The 20,340-nt window shown below is 68.4% G+C and carries 18 protein-coding genes; 10 read left to right on the top strand and 8 right to left on the bottom strand.

What is annotated here, in order from left to right:
* Positions 1–603: 603 nt before the first annotated feature.
* The 7 genes from VHB27_RS05435 to VHB27_RS05465 form a co-directional block, all read right to left on the bottom strand.
* A complete protein-coding gene (locus VHB27_RS05435; protein WP_325598023.1) occupies positions 604–1,323 on the bottom strand; it encodes an ABC transporter ATP-binding protein in 720 nt (239 codons plus the stop codon).
* Between the two features lie 4 nt (positions 1,324–1,327).
* Positions 1,328–3,370: a branched-chain amino acid ABC transporter ATP-binding protein/permease gene (locus VHB27_RS05440; protein WP_325597987.1), complete on the bottom strand. Its 2,043-nt coding sequence runs from the start codon at positions 3,368–3,370 to the stop codon at positions 1,328–1,330.
* A gap of 14 nt (positions 3,371–3,384) precedes the next feature.
* Complete coding sequence (locus VHB27_RS05445) at positions 3,385–4,314, bottom strand: branched-chain amino acid ABC transporter permease (RefSeq protein WP_325597989.1); 930 nt, start codon at positions 4,312–4,314, stop codon at positions 3,385–3,387.
* 18 nt (positions 4,315–4,332) lie between these two features.
* Positions 4,333–5,577, bottom strand: coding sequence for a branched-chain amino acid ABC transporter substrate-binding protein (locus VHB27_RS05450; protein ID WP_325597991.1), 1,245 nt, complete (start codon positions 5,575–5,577; stop codon positions 4,333–4,335).
* A gap of 423 nt (positions 5,578–6,000) precedes the next feature.
* A complete protein-coding gene (locus tag VHB27_RS05455; RefSeq protein WP_325597993.1) occupies positions 6,001–9,192 on the bottom strand; it encodes an efflux RND transporter permease subunit in 3,192 nt (1,063 codons plus the stop codon).
* A gap of 163 nt (positions 9,193–9,355) precedes the next feature.
* A complete protein-coding gene (locus VHB27_RS05460) occupies positions 9,356–10,582 on the bottom strand; it encodes an efflux RND transporter periplasmic adaptor subunit (RefSeq protein ID WP_325597995.1) in 1,227 nt (408 codons plus the stop codon).
* Positions 10,582–11,460, bottom strand: a complete 879-nt coding sequence (locus tag VHB27_RS05465) for an alpha/beta hydrolase fold domain-containing protein (protein ID WP_325597997.1) — start codon at positions 11,458–11,460, stop codon at positions 10,582–10,584. The genes VHB27_RS05460 and VHB27_RS05465 overlap by 1 nt, the downstream gene beginning before the upstream one ends.
* A 93-nt stretch (positions 11,461–11,553) precedes the next feature.
* On the opposite strand from VHB27_RS05465, the gene VHB27_RS05470 reads away from it, so the two are divergent.
* Complete coding sequence (locus tag VHB27_RS05470; RefSeq protein WP_325597999.1) at positions 11,554–12,477, top strand: LysR family transcriptional regulator; 924 nt, start codon at positions 11,554–11,556, stop codon at positions 12,475–12,477.
* Between the two features lie 175 nt (positions 12,478–12,652).
* On the opposite strand, the gene VHB27_RS05475 is transcribed toward VHB27_RS05470, so the two are convergent.
* A complete protein-coding gene (locus tag VHB27_RS05475; protein WP_325598000.1) occupies positions 12,653–12,859 on the bottom strand; it encodes a TOBE domain-containing protein in 207 nt (68 codons plus the stop codon).
* 210 nt (positions 12,860–13,069) lie between these two features.
* On the opposite strand from VHB27_RS05475, the gene VHB27_RS05480 reads away from it, so the two are divergent.
* The 9 genes from VHB27_RS05480 to VHB27_RS05520 form a co-directional block, all read left to right on the top strand.
* Positions 13,070–13,207 carry a hypothetical protein gene (locus tag VHB27_RS05480; protein WP_325598001.1) on the top strand — a complete coding sequence of 46 codons (138 nt, stop codon included), beginning with the start codon at positions 13,070–13,072 and terminating at the stop codon, positions 13,205–13,207.
* A 56-nt stretch (positions 13,208–13,263) separates the two neighbouring features.
* A complete protein-coding gene (locus VHB27_RS05485) occupies positions 13,264–13,725 on the top strand; it encodes a glycine/sarcosine/betaine reductase selenoprotein B family protein (RefSeq protein WP_325598003.1) in 462 nt (153 codons plus the stop codon).
* An 18-nt stretch (positions 13,726–13,743) separates the two neighbouring features.
* Positions 13,744–14,517 (top strand): hypothetical protein, encoded by a 774-nt coding sequence (locus tag VHB27_RS05490; protein WP_325598006.1) that lies wholly within the window; start codon positions 13,744–13,746, stop codon positions 14,515–14,517.
* Positions 14,518–14,689: 172 nt separating this feature from the next.
* Positions 14,690–16,903, top strand: coding sequence for a 1,4-alpha-glucan branching protein GlgB (gene glgB, locus VHB27_RS05495; RefSeq protein ID WP_325598008.1), 2,214 nt, complete (start codon positions 14,690–14,692; stop codon positions 16,901–16,903).
* A 60-nt stretch (positions 16,904–16,963) separates the two neighbouring features.
* Positions 16,964–18,349 (top strand): DNA repair protein RadA, encoded by a 1,386-nt coding sequence (gene radA, locus VHB27_RS05500; protein WP_325598012.1) that lies wholly within the window; start codon positions 16,964–16,966, stop codon positions 18,347–18,349.
* A gap of 91 nt (positions 18,350–18,440) precedes the next feature.
* Entirely contained in the window at positions 18,441–18,689 is a 249-nt protein-coding gene (locus tag VHB27_RS05505) for a hypothetical protein (protein ID WP_325598014.1), read from the top strand.
* Positions 18,679–19,056 carry a type II toxin-antitoxin system PemK/MazF family toxin gene (locus VHB27_RS05510; protein ID WP_325598017.1) on the top strand — a complete coding sequence of 126 codons (378 nt, stop codon included), beginning with the start codon at positions 18,679–18,681 and terminating at the stop codon, positions 19,054–19,056. The genes VHB27_RS05505 and VHB27_RS05510 overlap by 11 nt, the downstream gene beginning before the upstream one ends.
* A 66-nt stretch (positions 19,057–19,122) precedes the next feature.
* Entirely contained in the window at positions 19,123–19,536 is a 414-nt protein-coding gene (locus VHB27_RS05515; protein ID WP_325598019.1) for a VOC family protein, read from the top strand.
* A 9-nt stretch (positions 19,537–19,545) separates the two neighbouring features.
* On the top strand, positions 19,546–20,340 hold a 795-nt coding region (locus VHB27_RS05520; protein WP_325598021.1), incomplete at its 3' end, for a DUF2332 domain-containing protein.

The following is a 20,340-nucleotide window of genomic DNA, read 5'->3' on the forward strand; positions in this document are numbered from 1 at the left end:
GATCATGGACGCCGCGATGAACGACCCGACGGTGACCGCCGATGTCGAGGCGATCACCGCCTATGCCGAGGCCAAGGGGCTGAGCTGGAACGACGCGTTCCTGCAGTTCCTGCGGGACCCCAACGCCGCCGAACGGGCGGCGGGGCAGGCAGGGGCCTAGGCGGAGGGGGCCGACCCCGTGTCCTGACCGGCTTGTCCCGGCCAGCCGCTCGCCGGTGCTGGTGGAGAATCAGGTTTTTGACACAGATGCGCACAGATGCGCGCAGATATTCACAGAGACCGGGGTCAATTGGAGGGCAGTGCCAACGCGCAGCGCCTCAAAAATCCTTTGCCTGAGCCTCGGGGTACTATCGGAAGTCGGAAGCGTTCAGGCTGATCGTTTCCAAAGAAACAAACGGAGCGTCCCCCGCTTTCCTGTCCAAGCCTTGGAGGCAGTGCACCAGATGGCGGAGACTCTGTGTCCATCTGCGCTCATCTGAGCCCATCTGTGTCGAATCACCCCGCCATCCACCGCCCAACAGCCAGCCATGACCCACACCGCACAACCCCAGCGCCCGCCACCCTCCGGCAGCCACCAGGCCACACCCTCGTCCCCCAAAAAACCTAAGCCGGGACCTGCATCTCCCCCAGATACGCCTCCCGGATCAGCGAATTGCGCCGTAGTTCCCCGGCCTCTCCGGACAGCACCACCTGCCCGGTCTGCAGCACATACGCCCGGTGCGCGATCGACAGCGCCATGTTGGCGTTCTGCTCGACCATGAAGATCGTCGTGCCCTGGCGGTTGATCTCCTGGATGATGTCGAACACCTGCTCCACGTAGATCGGCGCCAGGCCCATCGACGGCTCGTCCATGCACAGCAGCTTCGGCCGCGCCATCAGCGCGCGGCCCATCGCCACCATCTGCTGCTCGCCGCCGGACAGCGTGCCGGCGATCTGCTCGCGGCGTTCCTTCACGCGCGGGAACAGCGTGTAGACCCGTTCCAGGTCCTGGTCGAATTCGGCGCCGCGCTTGCGCAGATAGGCGCCCATCTCCAGGTTCTCGAACACGGTCATGCGCGGGAACAGGCGCCTGGCCTCCAGCACCGGGGCGATGCCGCGGCGGACGCGTTCGGCGGTGGGAAGCTTCTCGATCGGCTGGCCTTCGAAGATCACCTGGCCACGGGTCGGCCGCACCACGCCCATGATGGTCTTCATGGTGGTGGACTTGCCGCAGGCGTTGCCGCCCAGAAGGGCGATGATCTCGCCCTTCTCGATCGCGTAGTTGACCTTCTTCAGGACGTGCAGGTCGCCGTAATAGGTGTCGACATCCTTGAATTCCAGCAGCATGTCAGGCCACCCCCGCCGCCGCGGCCTGGGCGTTGCGGCCCAGGTAGGCGCGCAGCACCTCCTCGTTTTGCCGCACCTCGTCCGGCTTGCCGTGGGCGATGATCTCGCCGTGGTCCAGCACGTAGACGACGTCCGCCAGGCGGGTGACGACGTCCAGCTTGTGCTCGATCAGCAGCACGGTCAGGCCGCGTTCGTTCAGGCTCCTGATCTGCTCCGCGAGTTCCAGCGTCTCGGCGGGGTTCATGCCGGCCGTCGGCTCGTCCAGCAGCAGGATGCGCGGGCGGGAGGCCAGGGCGCGCGAGATCTCGACCCGCCGCCGGTTGGCATAGGACAGGCCGTAGACCATCTGGTCGATCCGCGGCAGCAGCCGGTTGCCGAAGATGGCGAAGATCTCCGTCGCCCAGTCGCGGGCCTTCGTCTCCTCCCGCCGCGTCGAGGGCGGGCGCAGGATCGCCTGGAAGACCCCTGTCTTCAGCCGAGCGTGCTGGCCGATCAGGGTGTTGTCCATGACCGTCAGGTTGTTGAACAGGCGCAGGTTCTGGAAGGTGCGCGCGATGCCCTTGTTCAGGATCGCATGCGGCGGCAGGCCGAGGATCTCCTCGCCGTGGAACAGGATCGACCCGTCCTCGGCATCCACCAGGCCGGTGACGACGTTGAACAGCGTCGACTTGCCGGAGCCGTTGGGCCCGATCACCGCCACCACCCCGCCGTTCGGCACCTTGATATGGACCTGGTTCAACGCGGTCAGGCCGCCGAACCGGACGGTGACGCCGGTGATGTCCAGCGCGACCTCACCGGTGCGGGTGGCGCCGCCCAGGCCCTCCAGCGCCAGGTCCTTGAAGCCGCCGCGGCGGACCTCGGCGTGCTGCTGGTCGAAGGTCAACGCCTTCTGCTCCTTCACGGCGGGGATCAGGCCCTGGCGGCGGAACAGCATCATCACCACCAGGATCAGGCCGAAGATCAGCTCGATCGATTCGACGAAATCGGCCTTCTGCAGGATGGAACTGCCGATCAGCCGGCCCAGCGCGTGGGTCCACTCGGTCAGGTCCTGCAGCCACCAGGACTGGAGAAGTTGCAGGATGAACGATCCCAGCACCACGCCCCAGACGCTGCCGATGCCGCCGAAGACGACCATCACCAGGATCATGACGGAGACGGGGAAGCCGAACATCTCGGGCGTCGCGGTCTGCAGCTTGGCGACGTAGAACACGCCGGTCATGCCGCCGAAGGCCGCGCCGATGGCGAAGGCCAGCAGCTTGAACTTCGTGCGGTCGATGCCCATCGCCCCGGCCGCGATCTCATCCTCCCGGATCGCCATCCACGCTCGGCCGATGCGGGAATCGCGCAGGCGGATGGAGATGAAGACCAGCAGCGCCACCATGGCGATGGCGACGTAGTAATACGGGGTGGAATCGACCCCGAAGCTCCAGCCGAAAAGCTGGGGCGCGGCCACGCCGTTCAGACCGGCCGCGCCGTTGGTCAGGTGGTCCCAGTTGCGCACGACGATCGGCACGATCTCGCCGAAGCCCAGCGTGACGATCGCCAGGTAGTCGCCGCGCAGCCGCAGGGTGGGGGCGCCGAACAGTACGCCGAAGAACGCGGTCAGCGCCGCCGACAGCGGCAAGGCCAGCCAGAACGAAAGGGTGAAGTGGACCGAGAACCCGTCGCCCACGTCGGCCGGCACCTTCGCCACCAGGCCCAGGGTCTGGAACGGCACCCAGAAGGAGCTCCAGTCCGGTTGCAACTGGAACGAGGTCAGGATGCCGTAGGTATAGGCGCCGATGGCGAAGAACGCCGCATAGCCCAGGTCGAGCAGGCCGGCGAAGCCGACCACGATGTTCAGCCCCAGCGCCAGCGTGGCATAGGCCGCGGCGTTGGCCATGCTGTCGATGTCGGCGTCGTTGCTGTCGATGAAGAACGGGAAGGCGAGCGCGAAGGCGACCAGGATCGCCAGGCCCAGTTGCTTGCGCCGGGCTTCGGGGATCCAGGCGATCGGCCGCATCAAGCGGGACGGGGCGGCGGTGATGGAGGCGGCGTCGGACATGCTCGTTCCTCCGGTCATGATTTCGACGGCGCGACGCGGCCGAACAGGCCCGCCGGCTTGAACACGAGGACCAGCACCAGGATCGAGAAGATGATCACGTCGGTCCAGGCGGTGGCGATGAACTGCCCGCCCATGGCCTCGATCATGCCGATCAAAAGGCCGCCGACCATGGCGCCGGGGACGTTGCCGATCCCGCCCAGCACGGCGGCGGTGAAGGCGCGCAGCCCGGCGGTGAAGCCGATGATGAAGCTGGTGAAGTTATAGTACAGCCCGAAGATCATCCCGCCGGCCCCGGCCAGGGCGGAGCCGAGGAAGAAGGCCATGACGATGACCTTGTCGACCTCCACCCCCATCATGCGCGCGGCTTCCGGGTCCTGCGCCGTCGCCCGCATCGCCTTGCCGAGCCGGGAGCGCTGCACGAAGAAATAGAGTCCGGCCATCAGCAGGACCGAAACGATCCAGATCAGCACCACCCGGAAGTCCAGCACCGCGCCCTGTATGTGGTAGCGGATGTTGGGCAGCGGGTTCGGGTAGTTCTTCGAGTCCGCGCCCTCGGTCAGCAGGATGACGTTGAACAGGATATAGGACACGCCGATCGAGGTGATCATCGCGGCGGGGCCCTTGACGTTGCGCAGCGGGCGGAGCGTCACCCGCTCCACCGCCACGCCCAGGCTGCCGCAGACCACCATGGTCACCCCCAGCGCCACGACCAGGACGCCGACCAGGGGCAGGCCGGTCAGGATCAGCGCCTGACCGGACAGGCCGAACATCTGCAACGTCCACATGGCGACGAAGCTGCCGATCATGAAGACGTTGAAGTGTGCGAAGTTGATCAGCTCCAGGATGCCGTAGACCAGGGTGAACCCGAGTGCGAGCAGGGCATACATCGCCCCCAGGCTCAGCCCGTTGATGGTCTGCTGCAGCAGAAGGTCGGAGAAGGTCATGACGCCGGACCGCGGCGATCAGGACTGCGGTGCCACGCCGACGTACTTGTATTGGGCCGAGACGTCGTCGAGCGGCTTGGACGCGTCCTTCTCGATATGGAAGACGCTGACGATATGGCTGGCGAGGTCGCCGTTGGCGTCGAAGGAGACGACGCCTTGGATGGTCGGCACGTTGGATGTCATCAGGGCCGCCTGCACCGCCTGGCGCGTGACCGGCTTGCCGGTGGCGGCGACGCGCTTGATCGCGTCGATCATGGTCAGGGTCGCGTCATAGGCGGTGATCGAGTAGTCGTCGGGCGCCATGCCGAACTGGCCCTTATAGGACGCGACGAACTGCGCCGCTTTCGGGTCGTTGGCCAGGTGCGGGGCGGCGATCGTGGTGTACCAGCCTTCGACCGCCGGGAAGCCGGCACCGTTCAGCAGGTCGGGCGTGGTCATGCCGTCCGGGCCGCCCTTGATCATCTTCGGTACGATGTCATAGGCCTGTTTCGCCAGCTTCACGCCCGCTTGCGATACGCCGCCGTAATAGATGGCATCCGGGTTGAGCTGCTTGATCTTGGTCAGCACCGCGCTGTAGTCGGCCGCCTTGGGGTCCAGCCGGTCGCGGCCCATGACGTTCATGCCCTTCTTCTTGGCCTGGGCCTCGAACGCATCGGCGACGCCGACGCCGAAGGCGCCGCTGTCATCCAGGACGTAGACGGATTTGACGTTCAGCTTCTCGGCGAAGAAGTTCGCCATGTTGGGGCCCTGGTAGGCGTCCGTGGTCACCGTGCGGAAGTAGATCGGCTTGCCGGCCGGGCGATACTGCGCCGCATATTTGGGATTGGTGATGTCGGGATTGGTGGAGGCCGGGGTGATGGTGGCGAGGTCGCCCTGGCTGAGGATCGGGGCCATGGCCTTGCCGGCGCCGCTCATCTGCGGGCCGATCGCCCCGACGACGGACTTTTCGGAGACCATCTTGCGGGCGTTGGTCGCGGCCTGGGCCGGGTCATACTGGCCGGCGGTGGCGGTGCCGTCGTCCAGGACCATCATGTCGATGTGATAGCCGGGGACGGCGTTGGCCTGGTTGGCGCCCTCGATCGCCATCTGGATGGCGTCCTTCACGCGCGTCGCCCCCTGGGCGTCGGCGCCCGTCAGGGAGAGGTCGGCGCCGATGGTGACGGCCTTGTCGGCGGCCAGGGCCGGACTCAGGCCCGTCGCGCCGAGCGCGACGGTGATGGCGGTGGTGGCGATGAGTCTGGCGGCTGCCCGACGAAGGATCATATGGAGGACTCCCTGGTTGACTTTTGTCGTTGAACGCAAACCCCGTGCCATGGACCCATGAAGCCTACGGAGTCCTGGCGCGCGGAGAGCGCAGGCCACGCTATCAAATTCCTTTGGACGTCGAAACTAGGTTAATTTCTTTTAAGATTCGGAAATCGCAGAGGGTTTCGCACGCAAGCGCGGCCGGATGACGCGCGTTCGGGCGCGGTGCGCCCAACAAAGCGCCATCGGTGATCCGTTCCACAGGCGTTCACGACGCCAGCACAGGCCCCGCCCGATGCGCTCCGCTCGGTTGCGCCCCCTGCGGCCCGTTCCAGGCCGCCGACAAGAAGATGCCGGGACGACCAGCGTCCCGGCATTCTCGATCGGCCCTGTCAGGCGCGGATGATGGGCGTTCGCCCACCATGACGGAAAGGGGCGCGGTCAGTCGGCGTGCCCGGCCTCCGCCGCCCCGATCTCCAGCCCCGGGTGGTGCTGCACCAGCTTGCGGTTCCCGCCCAGCGTCCGGACCAGCACGTAGAACACCGGGGTCAGCAACAGCCCGAACGCGGTCACCCCGATCATGCCGGAGAACACCGCGACGCCCATCGCGTGCCGCATCTCCGAACCCGCGCCGGTGGAGGTCACCAGCGGCACCACGCCCATGATGAACGCCATCGACGTCATCAGGATCGGGCGCAGCCGCAGCCGAGCGGCCTCGATCGCGGCGGCGATCGGGGTGCGGCCCTGGAATTCAAGCTCGCGGGCGAATTCCACGATCAGGATCGCGTTCTTCGCCGACAGGCCGACCAGGACGATCAGGCCGATCTGGGTGAAGATGTTGTTGTCGCCCTGGGTCAGCCAGACCCCGGTCATCGCCGCCAGGAGGCCCATCGGCACGATCAGGATGATCGCGATCGGCAGCGCCAGGCTCTCGTACTGCGCGGCCAGCACCAGGAAGACCAGCAGCAGCGACAGCGGGAACAGGATGATCGAGGAATTGCCGGCCAGGAACTGCTGGTAGGTCAGGTCCGTCCACTCATACCCGAAGCCGCGCGGCAGGGTCTGGGCGGCGATCCGGGCGATCGCATCCTGGGCCTGGCCGCTGGAGTAGCCGGGGGCCGGGGCGCCGTTGACGTCGGCGGCCAGGAAGCCGTTGTAGCGCATCGCCCGCTCCGGCCCCGCCGTCTGCTGGACTTTCAGCACCGCCGACAGCGGCACCATCATCCCCGACGACGACCGGACCTTGAGCCGCCCAATGTCGTCCGGGTGCGCCCGGAACTTCGCGTCGGCCTGCACGCGGACCGAGTAGACCCGGCCGAACGCATTGAAATCGTTGACATAAAGCGATCCCAGATAGACCTGCAGCGTATCGAACACATCCGTCACCGACACGCCCAACTGCCTCGCGCGGACGCGGTCGATGTCCACGTAAAGCTGCGGCACGTTCGCCCGGTAGCCGCTGAAGACCCCGGTCAGCTCGGGCGCCTTGCGCGCGGCGGCCAGGAAGTCGTCCGTCGCCTTCGCCAGGGCGTCGTAGCCCATGCCGCCCCGGTCCTCGATCTCCAGCTTGAAGCCGCCGATCGTGCCCAGGCCTTGGACGGGCGGCGGCGGGAAGATGGCGATGAAGGCGTCCTGGATGCCGGCGAACTTCCGGTTCAACTGCCCGGCGATGCCGGCGGCCGACAGGGCCGGGGTCGTGCGGTCCTCGAACGGGTCCAGCGGCGTGAACACGATGCCGGCGTTGGAGCTGTTGGTGAACCCGTTGATCGACAGGCCGGGGAACGACACCGTGTGCGCCACGCCGCGGGTCGCCTGCGCCATGTCGCCCATCCGCCGGATCACCCCGTCCGTCCGGTCCAGGCTGGCGCCGTCGGGCAACTGGGCGAAGCCGACCAGGTATTGCTTGTCCTGCAGCGGCACGAACCCGCCCGGCACGGTCTGGAACAGGTGGAACGCCACCCCGACCAGCGCCAGGTAGACCAGCATCATCAGGCCCTTGATCGAGATCACCCGGCCGACCGCGCCGCCATAGCCCCGGCCCGCGGCGGCGAAGCCGCGGTTGAAGCGGCGGAAGAACCAGCCCAGGCTGAATTCCAGCATCCGCGTCAGCCAGTCCTTGGGTGCGTCGCGTCCGCGCAGCAGCAGCGCCGCCAGCGCCGGCGACAAGGTCAGCGAGTTCAGCGCCGAGATCACCGTGGAGATCGCGATGGTCAGCGCGAACTGCCGGTAGAACTGCCCGGTCAGGCCCGAAACGAACGCCAGCGGCACGAACACCGCGACCAGCACCAGGGCGATGGCGACGATCGGCCCCGACACCTCCCGCATCGCGCTGCGCGTGGCCTCCTTGGGCGACTGCCCGTGCTCGATATGGCGTTCGACGTTCTCCACCACCACGATCGCGTCGTCGACCACGATGCCGACCGCCAGCACCAGGCCGAACAGGCTGAGCGCGTTGATCGAGAACCCCATCAGCGACATCACCGCGAAGGTGCCGATGATGGAGACCGGGACGGCCACCAGCGGAATGACCGACGCGCGCCAGGTCTGCAGGAACAGCACGACCACGATCACCACCAGCACCACCGCCTCCAGCAGCGTGTGAACCACGGCGCGTATGGACGCCCGCACGAACTGCGTGGTGTCATAGACGATCGTATAGTCAACGCCCTCCGGCATCGTCTGCTTGATCTCCCGCATCGTCTTCTGGACGTTGTCGGAGATCTGGATGGCGTTCGACCCCGGCGACTGGAAGATCGGCAGCGCCACGGCGGACTTGTTGTCCAGCAAGGACCGTAACGAATAATCCGCGGCCCCCAGCTCGATGCGGGCGACGTCGCGCAGGCGGGTTATGGCCCCGTCGGGGGATTCGTGGACGACGATGTCGCCGAACTCCTCGGGCGTCTTCAGGCGGCCCTGGGCGTTGACGGAAAGCTGCATGGCCACGCCTGGGATGTTCGGCGATCCGCCGATCACGCCGGCCGCCGCCTGCACGTTCTGCGCCTTGATTTCATTGACAACGTCATCGGCCGACAGCCCGCGTTCCGCCATCTTGTCGGGGTCCAGCCAGATGCGCATCGCATAGTCGCCGGCGCCGTAGAGCTGCACGTCGCCCACGCCGTCGATCCGCGCCAGCCGGTCCTTCACGTGGATCAGCGCGTAGTTGCGCAGATAGGTCGGATCGTAACGATTGTCCGGCGAGACGATATGCACGACCATCATCAGGTCGGGCGAGCTTTTCACCGTCGTCACGCCCAGTTGCTGCACGGCTTCCGGCAGCCTCGGCAGGGCCTGCGACACCCGGTTCTGCACCAGTTGCTGCGCCTTGTCGGGGTCGACGCCCAGCTTGAACGTCACCGTCAGCGTCATCAGTCCGTCGGTGGTGGCCTGGCTGCTCATGTAGAGCATGCCTTCGACGCCGTTGATCTGTTCCTCGATGGGCGAGGCGACGGTCTCGGCGATCACTTCGGGGTTCGCGCCGGGATAGGTGGCGCGGACCAGGACCTGGGGCGGAACGACCTCGGGGTATTCCGAGATCGGCAGGTTGAACAGGGCCAGCAGGCCGGCGACGAAGATCAGCGTCGACAGCACACCGGCGAAGACCGGCCGGTCGATGAAGAAGCGTGATATGTTCATGACGGTTCGTCCGTTCGGTCCATTGCGGACCCGGATTGAGGGGCGGGGAGGCAAAGCGGCCCGTCATGGCCCGGCCCACCCCGTCATGGTCCAGCTTGACCGGACCATCTTTGCCCAGGGGAGGGGATGGCCCGGTCAAGCCGGGCCATGACGGGGGATAGGGTCAGTCGGTCAGTCGTTCCGTGCGCGTCACCGTGCCCATGGCCACCAGGTGCGGGGCGACCACGGAACCCGGCTGCACGCGCTGCAGGCCGTCGACGACGATCCGCTCGCCGGGGTTCAGCCCGGCGGCGATGGTGCGCAGCCCGTCGTTCATCGGCCCCAGCTTCACCAGGCGATAGGAGACCTTGTTGTCGTTGCCAACGACAAAGACATAGCGCCGGTCCTGGTCGGTGCTGATCGCCTGCTCGTCGATCGCGATGACCGGCGTCGGCTCCGGCCGGCCCAGGCGGATCCGCGCGAACTGGCCGGGCAGCAGCCGCCCGTCCGGGTTGGCGAACTTCGCGCGCAGTTGCACCGTGCCGCTGCGCGTGTCGACCACGTTGCCGACGTATTGCAGCGTGCCGTGCAGCGGCGTGCCGTCGGTGGCCAGCGTGCCCATCTCCACCGGGATCCGTTCGATCGACGCCCCCGCCGGCAGGCTTGCCAGCGCTCGGGCCACCGTGCGCTCATCGGCGTCGAAGCTGGCATAGATCGGATCGACGGACACCAGCGTCGTCAGCACCGGCGCGGTCGAGCCGGCAGGGACCAGGTTCCCCGGCGTCACGTCGATCTTGCCGACCCGGCCGTCGATCGGGGCCACCACCTGCGTATAGCCCAGGTTCAGCCGCGCCACGGCAAGCTGGGCCTGGGCTGCCTGCAGCGTGGCCTCGGCGACATGCCTGTCGTTGACCCGCTGGTCCAACTCGCTTTGCGGGATCGCGTTGGTCGGCACCAGCTTGCGCGCCCGCGCTTCCTGGATCGCCGCCAGTTCGACCTGGGACTGGGCGCTGGCCACCTGGGCCTCCAGCCGCGCGACGTCGGCCGCATAGGGGGCGGGGTCGATGGTGAAGAGCGGGTCGCCCTTATGGACCAGCGAACCTTCGCGGAAATGCACCGCGACGATGGCGCCGGCCGCGCGGGGACGGACGTCGACCCGGTCGACCGCCTCGGTGCGGCCGGAGAACTCGGTCCACAGCGTCGTCTCCTTGCGTTCGGCACGGGCGACGGTGACGAGGACCGGCGGCGGCGCGGGATGCGCGGCCGGAGGGGGCGCGGCTTCCCACGGCCGGATCGTCAGGGCGGCGCCGGCCAGGCCGGCGGCGACGACCAGGCCCGCGACCCCGAGGGTGACGCGCCGGCCCCGGACGCCCGCGGCCGGAGGCATGATATCGGCTGAATCGTATGGCATCAGGACTTGGCTCCCAGGGGACGCAGGTCGGGACGTAGGTCGGGACGTGGGTCGGGACGTGGGTCGGGGGTTTGGAAAAAGGCGGCGACCGCGTCGCGGACCTCGGCGCACCAGGGGGCGCACCAGGGGGCGCACCAGGGGGCACACCAGGCTGCTTCGGCCTGCACCGGGGTCATCAGGGCATCGGGCCAGGGGCCGCCGGACCGGATGGCGCGGCAGGTCGCGGGGACGCCGCTCGCGCGCAGCCGGTCGGCATAGGCCTGGGCTTCGTCGTGCATCGGGTCGTCCGGCCCGGTCAGCACCAAAGCGGGGGGCAGGCCGGCCAGGCGCTGCACGATGGCGGGGGCGGCATAGGGGTGGCAGGCTTTGTCGGGCGTCCCCAGATAGGCACGCCAACCATCGGCCCACTTGCAGCCGGCGGCGCCCGCGTCCGCATCGCGCACCGAACAGGTGGCAAGCTGCGGGTCCAGCATCGGCGACAGCAATATCTGCCCGGACAGTACCGGCGCGCGGCGGTCCCGAGCGACGAGGGCCAGGGCGGCGGCGAGGTTGCCGCCGGATTCCTCGCCGGCGACGAACAGCTTGCGACGGTGGCCGGGCAGGCCCTCGATCCAGCGCAGCGCGTCATAGGCGGCTTCCAGGGCCTGGGGGAACGGGTGCGCCGGACCGGTCGGATAGTCCAGGTCCAGCACCGTCGCGCCGGCTTGCGAAAGCACCTCGGCGACCAGGCGGCCGGTGTCGAGGGAACCGCCGAAGGCGCCGCCGTGCAGGTGGACGGCCACCGGCATCCGGGCTTTCGCCGGACCCCAGACGCGCACGCGGAGGGTCCCGGTCGGCGCGGCCTCGATCACCTGTTCGGACCATGACGGCTTGTTCATGGCGGGGTAGTTAGTTTACCGGTTTGAGGAAATAAATGTGCGGATCGTGACCACATTATTCACATAGGTGAACAATCAGGCTAGATTGGCGCCATGGACCAGCTCGCCGCCATGCGCGCCTTCATCCGGATCGTGGAGACAGGCAGCTACACCCAGGCCGCCACGTCGCTGAACGTGCCGAAGCCGACCCTGACCAAGCATATCCAGCAGCTCGAAGCGCATCTGCGCACCAGCCTGCTCAGCCGCACCACGCGGCGGATCGCCGTGACGGCCGACGGCGCCGCGTATTACGAGCGCGCGGTGCGGCTGCTGGCGGAGCTGGACGAGCTGGACGGCAGCTTGGCGATGGCGCAGGTCCATCCCCGCGGGCGGCTGCGCATCGACGTGCTGGCGGTGCTGGCGCGGCAGGTCATCATCCCGGCGCTCGACGGGTTCCTGGAGCTATACCCCGACATCCAGATCGAGATCGGCGCGTCGGACCGGCCGACCAACCTGATCGCCGAGAGCGTCGACTGCGTCATCCGCGGCGGCGTCATTTCCGACCCCAGCCTGATCGCACGGCGGATCGCCAACCTGGCGATGCTGACCTGCGCGGCCCCCGGCTACCTGGCGCGGCGCGGGGAACCCGCCCACCCGTCGGAGCTGCACGAGGGGCGGCACCAGGTGGTCAGCTATTTCAACGCGGGGACGGGCCGGTTCTACGGCCAGGAGTTCACGCGAGACGGGCAGACGGTGGAGATCGAGGGCAATTACCGCGTCGCCGTGAACGAGATCGGCAGCTACATGGCCGCCGTCGCGGCCGGCCACGGCATCGCCCAACTGCCGGTCTTCACCGCCCAGCCGATGCTGGAGAGCGGCCAGTTGCGCCGCGTCCTGGCGGACTGGGCGGCCCCGTCGATCCCGCTCTACGTGGTGTATCCGCCGCACCGGCACCTGAGCAACAAGGTGCGGGTCTTCGTCGACTGGGTGGTCGGGCTGTTCGCCGCGCCCCATGTCGCGGCGGGGCCGCCGGGGTGAGGCCTGGTCCCCGGTGGCTGTGTGCGGCCGTCGAGCCGCGGATGGCGGCCCTGCGCCCGCCATGTGGCGACTGACGTGCGCTTCCCCCCGACCGGCCTGCTCGACGGCCTCTCCGTCATGGCGGGCGCAGGGCCGCCAGCCACGCCTTCAAGGTCGCGGCGCCGCCGCCTGGACGCTACTTCGCGACCATCACGTCCGACGCCTTGATCACGGCGATCGCATCGTCCCCGACCTTCAGCGCCAGATCGTCGATCGCCTCATTGGTGATGGAGGAGGTGACGATCACGCCACCGCCGATATCGATGCGGACATGGCCGGTGGTCTGGCCCTTCTGGACCCCGACGACCTTGCCTTTGATCTGGTTGCGCGCGCTGAGCTTCATGGTGGTCTCCTTCCGACAGGGTGGCCCCTATAGAGGCGATCGGCGCTGCAGGCCAGGACGCCGCCGCGCGCACCGGCGGCCGAGAGCCCGTTCGGCCGTGCGGGTGGCCAGACTCCAGTTGGCCAGACCCCCGTTGGCCAGACCCCGTTGGCAGGACCTTGACCACAGGCCGAATAACCCCGCCAATGGTTGGCAGGGAGGCTTGGCGGCATGGACGGCATAAAGGCGCTGACGGTCGATACCGGCGGGACCGTGCCCGATTGGCGCACCGGCACCGGGCGCGCGCTTCATCGGGCCGGCGGGCGACATGGTCCGGACCTCGATCGGCCGGGGATCGCCACCGGATGACGGCGCCATGACCGCCCCGAACCGCGTTGGGCACCCGAGGCACAGGGACATCCGACATGGCGCGACTTGAGGATTTCGATGACCTTGGGCGGGACTATTTCCTGTCCATGCCGATGCCCGAATTCGACAGCACCCCCTGGGTCGAACCTCGGCCCGTGGCGGCGGCTCGGATCGCCCTGGTTTCCACCGCCGGACTGCAGCGGCGCGGCGATCGGCCCTTTTCGGTGGACAGCGCCGATTTCCGCCTGATCCCCGGCGACACGCCGGCGTCGGACCTGGCGATGAGCCATATCTCGACCAATTTCGACCGCACCGGGTTCCAGGAGGACGTCAATGTCGTGCTGCCGCTCGACCGCCTGCGCGAACTGGCGGCGATGCGGGCGATCGGGTCGGTCGCTGCGGTCCATTACTCGTTCATGGGCGCGACGCATCCGGCGAAGATGCAGGCGACCGCGCGCCACCTGGCCGGCCTGCTGAAGCAGGATGCGGTCGATATCGCCCTTCTGGTGCCTGTCTGACCCGCCTGCACGCGCGCCGTGGGCGCGCTCAGCCATTATCTGGAACAGGACGGCATCGCCACGGCGGGGATCAGCCTGATCCGGCCGCATACCGAGAAGATCCGTCCGCCCAGAGCCCTGTGGGTGCCGTTCGAGTTGGGACGGCCCCTGGGCGTGCCGGGGGACGGCGCGTTCCAGATGCGGGTGCTGCGGGCTTTGCTGGGCATCCTCGACTCCCCCTCGGGTCCCGTCTTGCAGGACTATCCGGAGGATGCGCCCGGTGCGGCCGCGGCGGATGACGCGAGCGGCTGGTCCTGTCCGGTCAGCTTCGACCGTCCCCCGGCCGAGGAAACGCTGGAGGTGCAGGTCCAACGGGAGATCCTGCAGCTGCGGCCCTGGTACGATCTCGCCCTCGAGCGCCGCGGGCGGTCCACCTTCGGCGAGGCGGGCCTGACGATCGAACAGGTGGCGGACTTCCTGCTTGCATGGGCGTCGGGGCCGCGGCCGGACAGTCCCCATGCGCAGCTCTCCTCGCCGCAATTGCTGAAGCTCGCGGCCGAGGAGCTGAAAGTCTTCTACCTGGAGGCGGTCGCCGCCCAACCGGGGAGCATCAGCGGCCGGCGGGCGGCGGACTGGTTCTGGGGGGAAACCGCGGCGGCACGCCTTCTGGTGGCGCTGCGCCAGGTCTGCATCGATGCGGACGAGCCCGACATACGGTGGATGGGCCGCAACCTGATGGTGCCCCGGGACCAGTGGTCGCGCTTCGGGATCGACGACCGCTGGTGGAAGGCCGACGGCGGCGCGAAGGGGTAGCGGGAAGCATGCGTGCCGCGGGGGCGGCGTCGCCCCGTAGCCTCCGGCCCGTTCCCGGCAAAGTGAGTCCTCCGCCGCCGATCCTTCATCCCCCTTCGCTTGTTCCTGTCGGGGGTCACCGCGTAAGACGACGCAGCGCCCCGAACGAAGGAAGGCTAACGAAGGAAGGCTGATGAGGCTGAACGACGATATCAGGCCCGACCAGGCATGGCAGCTCGAACACGGCTGTCTCGGCGATCCGTTCGCGGTCCTTGGCCCCTTCGAGGTCGGCGGCAGGCGCGTGGTCCGCACCTTCCAGCCCGGCGCCGCCGCCGTGTCGGTCCATGCGCGCGCCGACGGGCGTGAGCTTGGCACGTTGGAAGCGCTGGCGCCGCACGGGCTGTTCGCGGGTACGGTCGCTTCGGACGAGCCCTATCGGCTGCGCGTCGCCTGGCCCGGCGCGGTGCAGGAAACCGAGGACCCCTACAGTTTCGGCCCGCTGCTGAGCGACGACGACCTGTACCTCTTCAACGAAGGCCGCCTGTTCGACCTCGCCGCGACGCTGGGGGCGAGCGTGATGACGATCGACGGCGTGGCGGGGACCCGCTTCGCCGTCTGGGCGCCGAACGCCGGCGCCGTTTCGGTCGTGGGCGATTTCAACACCTGGGACCCGCGGCGGCACCCGATGCGCCTGCGCTATCCCGCCGGCGTGTGGGAATTGTTCGTCCCGCGTATCGGTGCGGGCACGGTGTACAAGTTCGCCCTGGTGGATCGCGACGGCAACCGCCTGCCCGACAAGGCCGATCCGCTGGCGCGGCAGACGGAACACCCGCCGGCGAGCGCGTCCGTGGTGGCGGAGCCGGATACGTTCGCCTGGCGTGACGATGTCTGGATGGCCACCCGGACCGACCGGCAGCGGCCGGACGCGGCGATCGCGATCTATGAGGTCCATGTCGCGTCATGGTTCCGGAACGAGGATTTCGAAAGCCTCGACTGGGACGGCCTGGCCGATCGGCTGGTGTCCTATGTGCGCCAGATGGGCTTCACCCATGTGGAGCTGATGCCGGTCGCGGAATACCCGTTCGGCGGGTCATGGGGATACCAGCCGCTGAGCCTGTTCGCGCCGTCCGCCCGCTTCGGCACGCCGGACGGCTTCCGCCGCTTCGTCGAGGCCTGCCACATGGCCGGGATCGGCGTCATCATCGACTGGGTGCCCGCGCATTTCCCCACCGACGCCTATGGCCTGGCGCGGTTCGACGGGTCCGCGCTGTATGAGCATGCCGATCCGCGCGAGGGCTTCCACCACGACTGGAACACGCTGATCTATAATTTCGGCCGCAAGGAAGTGCAGGGCTTCCTGATCGCCAGCGGCCTGCACTGGCTGAAGCATTTCCATGTCGACGGCCTGCGCGTCGATGCCGTCGCGTCCATGCTCTACCGCGACTACAGCCGCAAGAGCGGGGAGTGGATCCCCAACATGTACGGCGGGCGGGAGAACCTGGAGGCGGTCGAGTTCCTGCGCCATTTCAACGCCGTGGTCCACGAGCGGGTGCCGGGCGCGATCACGGTCGCCGAGGAATCGACCGCCTGGCCCGGCGTCTCGCGGTCCATTGCGGAAGGCGGGCTGGGGTTCTCGTTCAAATGGAACATGGGGTGGATGCACGATACGCTGTCGTACATGGAACATGACCCGGTCTACCGGCGTTATCACCATAACGAAATGACGTTCGGGCTGATCTATGCGTTCTCCGAGAACTTCGTGCTGCCGCTGTCGCATGACGAGGTGGTGCACGGGAAGGGGTCGCTGATCGGCAAGATGCCGGGCGACGACTGGCAGCGCTTCGCGAACCTGCGCGCCTATTTTGGTTTCATGTGGGGCCATCCCGGCAAGAAGCTGCTGTTCATGGGCGGGGAGCTGGCCCAGTGGCACGAATGGAACCACGACGGCGTGGTCGACTGGAACCTGCTGGACTACCCCAGCCATCGCGGCATCCAGACCCTGGTCGCCGACCTGAACGCGCTGTACCGCGACCGCCCGGCGCTCTACCTGCAGGACTGCGCGCCCGGGGGGTTCCGTTGGATCGTTGGTGACGATACCGCCAATTCCGTCTTCGCCTTCGTCCGGTTCGGCTATAGTCGCCGCGACCTCGTCGTGGTCGTCTGCAACATGACGCCCGAACCGCGCTACCGCTACCGCATCGGCGTGCCGCGCGGCGGGTACTGGGTCGAGGTCCTCAATACCGATGCGGAACGGTATGGCGGCTCCAACCTCGGCAATTTCGGCGGCGTCCACGCCCGGCCGGAACAGGCGCATGGGGAGGCGCAGTCGCTGGAGTTGACGCTGCCGCCGCTCTCGGCACTGTTTTTCGCGCCCGAGGGCGTTTCCACCGTCCTGTCCGACGCATAGCTGGTCCGGACTCTGGCGGTTGGGGCACAATATCGGGTCTCAACCGCCGGAGTCGCCCGCTTGGCCAAGCCCACCGCCCGTTTCGTCTGCCAGTCCTGCGGCGCCGTCACCGCCAAATGGGCCGGCCGCTGCGAGGCCTGCGGCGAGTGGAACACGATCACCGAGGAGCCGGTGCTGGCCTCGCCGACCCCTTCCGCGAAAGGCCCGGTGCGCGGCGTCGCCTTCGTCGGCCTGGACGGCGCCGCCGCGCCGCCGCCGCGCGCCGCCGTCGGCATCGAGGAACTGGACCGCGTCCTGGGCGGCGGGCTGGTGCCGGCCTCGGCCATCCTGGTCGGCGGCGATCCGGGCATCGGCAAGTCCACGCTGCTGCTGCAGGCCGCGGCCCGGCTGGCGCGAGCCGGCAAGCGGGTACGCTATGTCTCGGGCGAAGAGTCGATCGACCAGATCCGCCTGCGCGCCCGCCGGCTGGGCGTGGCGGACACCGCCATCGAGCTGGCCGCCGCGATCAACGTGCGGGAGATCACCGCCAGCCTGGAGCAGGCGAAGGACACCGCGCTGGTCGTCATCGATTCGATCCAGACCATGTGGCTGGACGCGATCGACAGCGCCCCCGGCACCGTCGCGCAGGTCAGGGCCTGCGGGTTCGAGCTGATCCGGCTGGCGAAGGCGGGGCAGTTCGCGCTGGTGCTGGTCGGGCACGTCACCAAGGACGGCGCGATCGCCGGCCCCCGGGTGCTGGAGCACATGGTCGACGCGGTGCTGTACTTCGAAGGCGACCGCGGCCACCAGTTCCGCATCCTGCGCGCGGTGAAGAACCGCTTCGGCGCCACCGACGAGATCGGCGTGTTCGAGATGACCGATGCCGGCCTGGCAGAGGTGCCCAACCCCTCCGCCCTGTTCCTGGCCGAACGCCGCGGCAACATCGCCGGCAGCGCGGTCTTCGCCGGGCTGGAGGGCACGCGGCCGGTGCTGGTGGAGATCCAGGCGCTGCTGGCGCCGAACGCCGGCGGGTCGCCGCGGCGCAGCGTCATCGGCTGGGACAGCGGCCGGCTGTCGATGCTGCTGGCGGTGCTGGAAACGCGGGCCGGGGTGCGGCTGAACCAGATGGACGTCTATCTGAACATCGCCGGCGGGCTGCGGATGACCGAACCCGCCGCCGACATGGCGGTGGCCGCCGCCATCGTCTCGGCGGCGTTCGAGACGCCGACGAATCCCGGCACGGTGTATTTCGGCGAGATCGGCCTGTCCGGCGAGATCCGCCAGGTCGCACAGGCCGAGGCGCGGCTGAAGGAAGCGGCGAAGCTGGGGTTCGACGCGGCGGCGCTGCCCCGGCGGGTGGCGCACGGCAACCGCAAGCTGGCGGCGCCCGAGGGGCTGCGGCTGGAGGAGATCGGACACATCGCCGACCTGGTGGCACGGTTCGCGCCGGAGAAGGCGAAGGGGTAGGGGGCGCCGTGACGGCGGCGCTCGGGGGGATGATCCTTGCACGTAATCGGTTGACGCGCTACATAGCGGTAGTTCGGAAACCGCTACAGTCGTGCAAATGGGCGTCCCCATCTCCATCCGGCTGGACGATGACGTCCGCGACGAGCTGGAAGCGCAGGCTCGGTCGCGTGGTATCGGTCTGGCCACCTTGTTGCGTGACCTCGCGACCGACGCCGCTCGGCAAGCCCGCCGGACCCGCATCCGCCAAGCCAGCGCCGCGATCGGTGCTCATGTCGCGGCCTCGGCAGAAGGACAGGCTTTCTACGAGGCGTGGGGAACGCCGCGCGCCGATGCCGGCTGAGGTCCCGCAACTGGTCCTGCGCGCCGGGCAGATCGTGCTTGCCGAATGGCGCGGCGACGCGTTGCCGAAAGAGCCGAACAAGCGCCGCCCTGCGGTGGTGGTGGAGGATGACGGCCTGTTCGCGCCGGCCTACCCGGACGCCATTCTGGTCCCGCTGACCGAGGATGCCGCGCTCGCAATCCCCGACCTGTCGATCGCGATCACGCCGACCGCGGAAAACGGGTGTCGCAAGCCTTGCTGGGCCGTGTCCCACCTGGTGGCCACGACGTCCAAGACACGGCTTCAGGCGACGCAGTCCCGTATCGCACCCGAACAGCTTGCAGCCATCCGCCGCCAGATCGCCTTCAGCATCGGCATCGAGGGATGAGCCGAGGCGCGCGCTTGGCGACGCACCGACGATCCTGGCGCCAACGGAAAAACGGGAGGACACGACATGAAGATCAAGCTTCACCACGTCAACATCTGCTCCAGGAACGTTCCTGCCCTGGACGAATTCTACCGCTCGGTTTTGGACCTGGAGCCTGAGCCGGGCCTGACCGCCACCCGCAACATGGCGCAAGGCTACGCGGCGGAAGTTGCGTTCGTAACCGACGGCCGGACCCAGTTTCACCTGGCAACGACCGACCTGGACATCGGCTTCCGCACCAACCAGGCGATCAATCCGCTGGAGCGCGGCCATATCGCCTTCCGCACCGACGATATCGAAGCGTTCAAGCGCCGGCTGGAGGAAAAAGGGATCCCCTATTCCGACTACGGCACTTGGGCCATGAACGGCTGGCACCAGATCTTCTTCCACGACCCCGAGGGGACGGTGATCGAGGTCCATCAGGACATGAACCAAAGCTGAACCGGACGGGTGCCCGGACACGACAGGATCGCCGCGGCCTATCGCCGCTTCGCGCGGGAGGAAGCGCATGGCCGCTCCCCCCTGTACGAAACGCTGGCCGGCGCCGTCGCGGGCGAGCAGGCGGTGCTGGCGCGCCTCGCCGCCCTGCCGCCGCCCAAGCGCCAGCCCAACCTGCTGCTCGCCGCCGTGCGCCATGTCGCCGGCATCGTACGGGACTGGCCCGATTTCCGCAGCGTCCTGCTGGACCGGTGGGACGAGGTCCGCGCGGTCATGCTGGCCCGTTCGACCCAGACCAACGAGCCCGGCCGCTGCGCCACGCTGCTGCCGGTCCTGGCGCGCCTGCCGCAGCCGCTGGCGTTGATCGAGGTCGGTGCGTCCGCCGGCTTGTGCCTGCTGCCGGATCGCTATGGCTATGCCTATGGCGCGCACCGCGTTCCGCCGCCGGCCCGCGACGCCCCGATATTCCCCTGCCGGACCGGCCCGGGAACGCCGCTGCCCGATGCGGTGCCGCGGATCGCCTGGCGGGCGGGCCTCGACCTCAATCCCCTGGATGTCCGCGATGCCGGCCACATGGCCTGGCTCGAGACCCTTGTCTGGCCCGAGGAAACGGCGCGCGCCGCTCGGCTCAAGGCTGCGATCCGCGTCGCGCAGGCCGATCCGCCGCGCGTGGAACGCGGCGACCTGCGTACCGGCCTGAGCGCCCTCGTCGCACAGGCGCCGAAGGACGCGACGCTGGTCGTCTTCCACACGGCGGTGCTGGCCTACCTCCCCGACGCGGCGGAGCGGCAGGCGTTCGCGGCCTCG

The sequence above is a fragment of the Rhodopila sp. genome (assembly GCF_035548235.1).
Classification (GTDB): domain Bacteria; phylum Pseudomonadota; class Alphaproteobacteria; order Acetobacterales; family Acetobacteraceae; genus Rhodopila.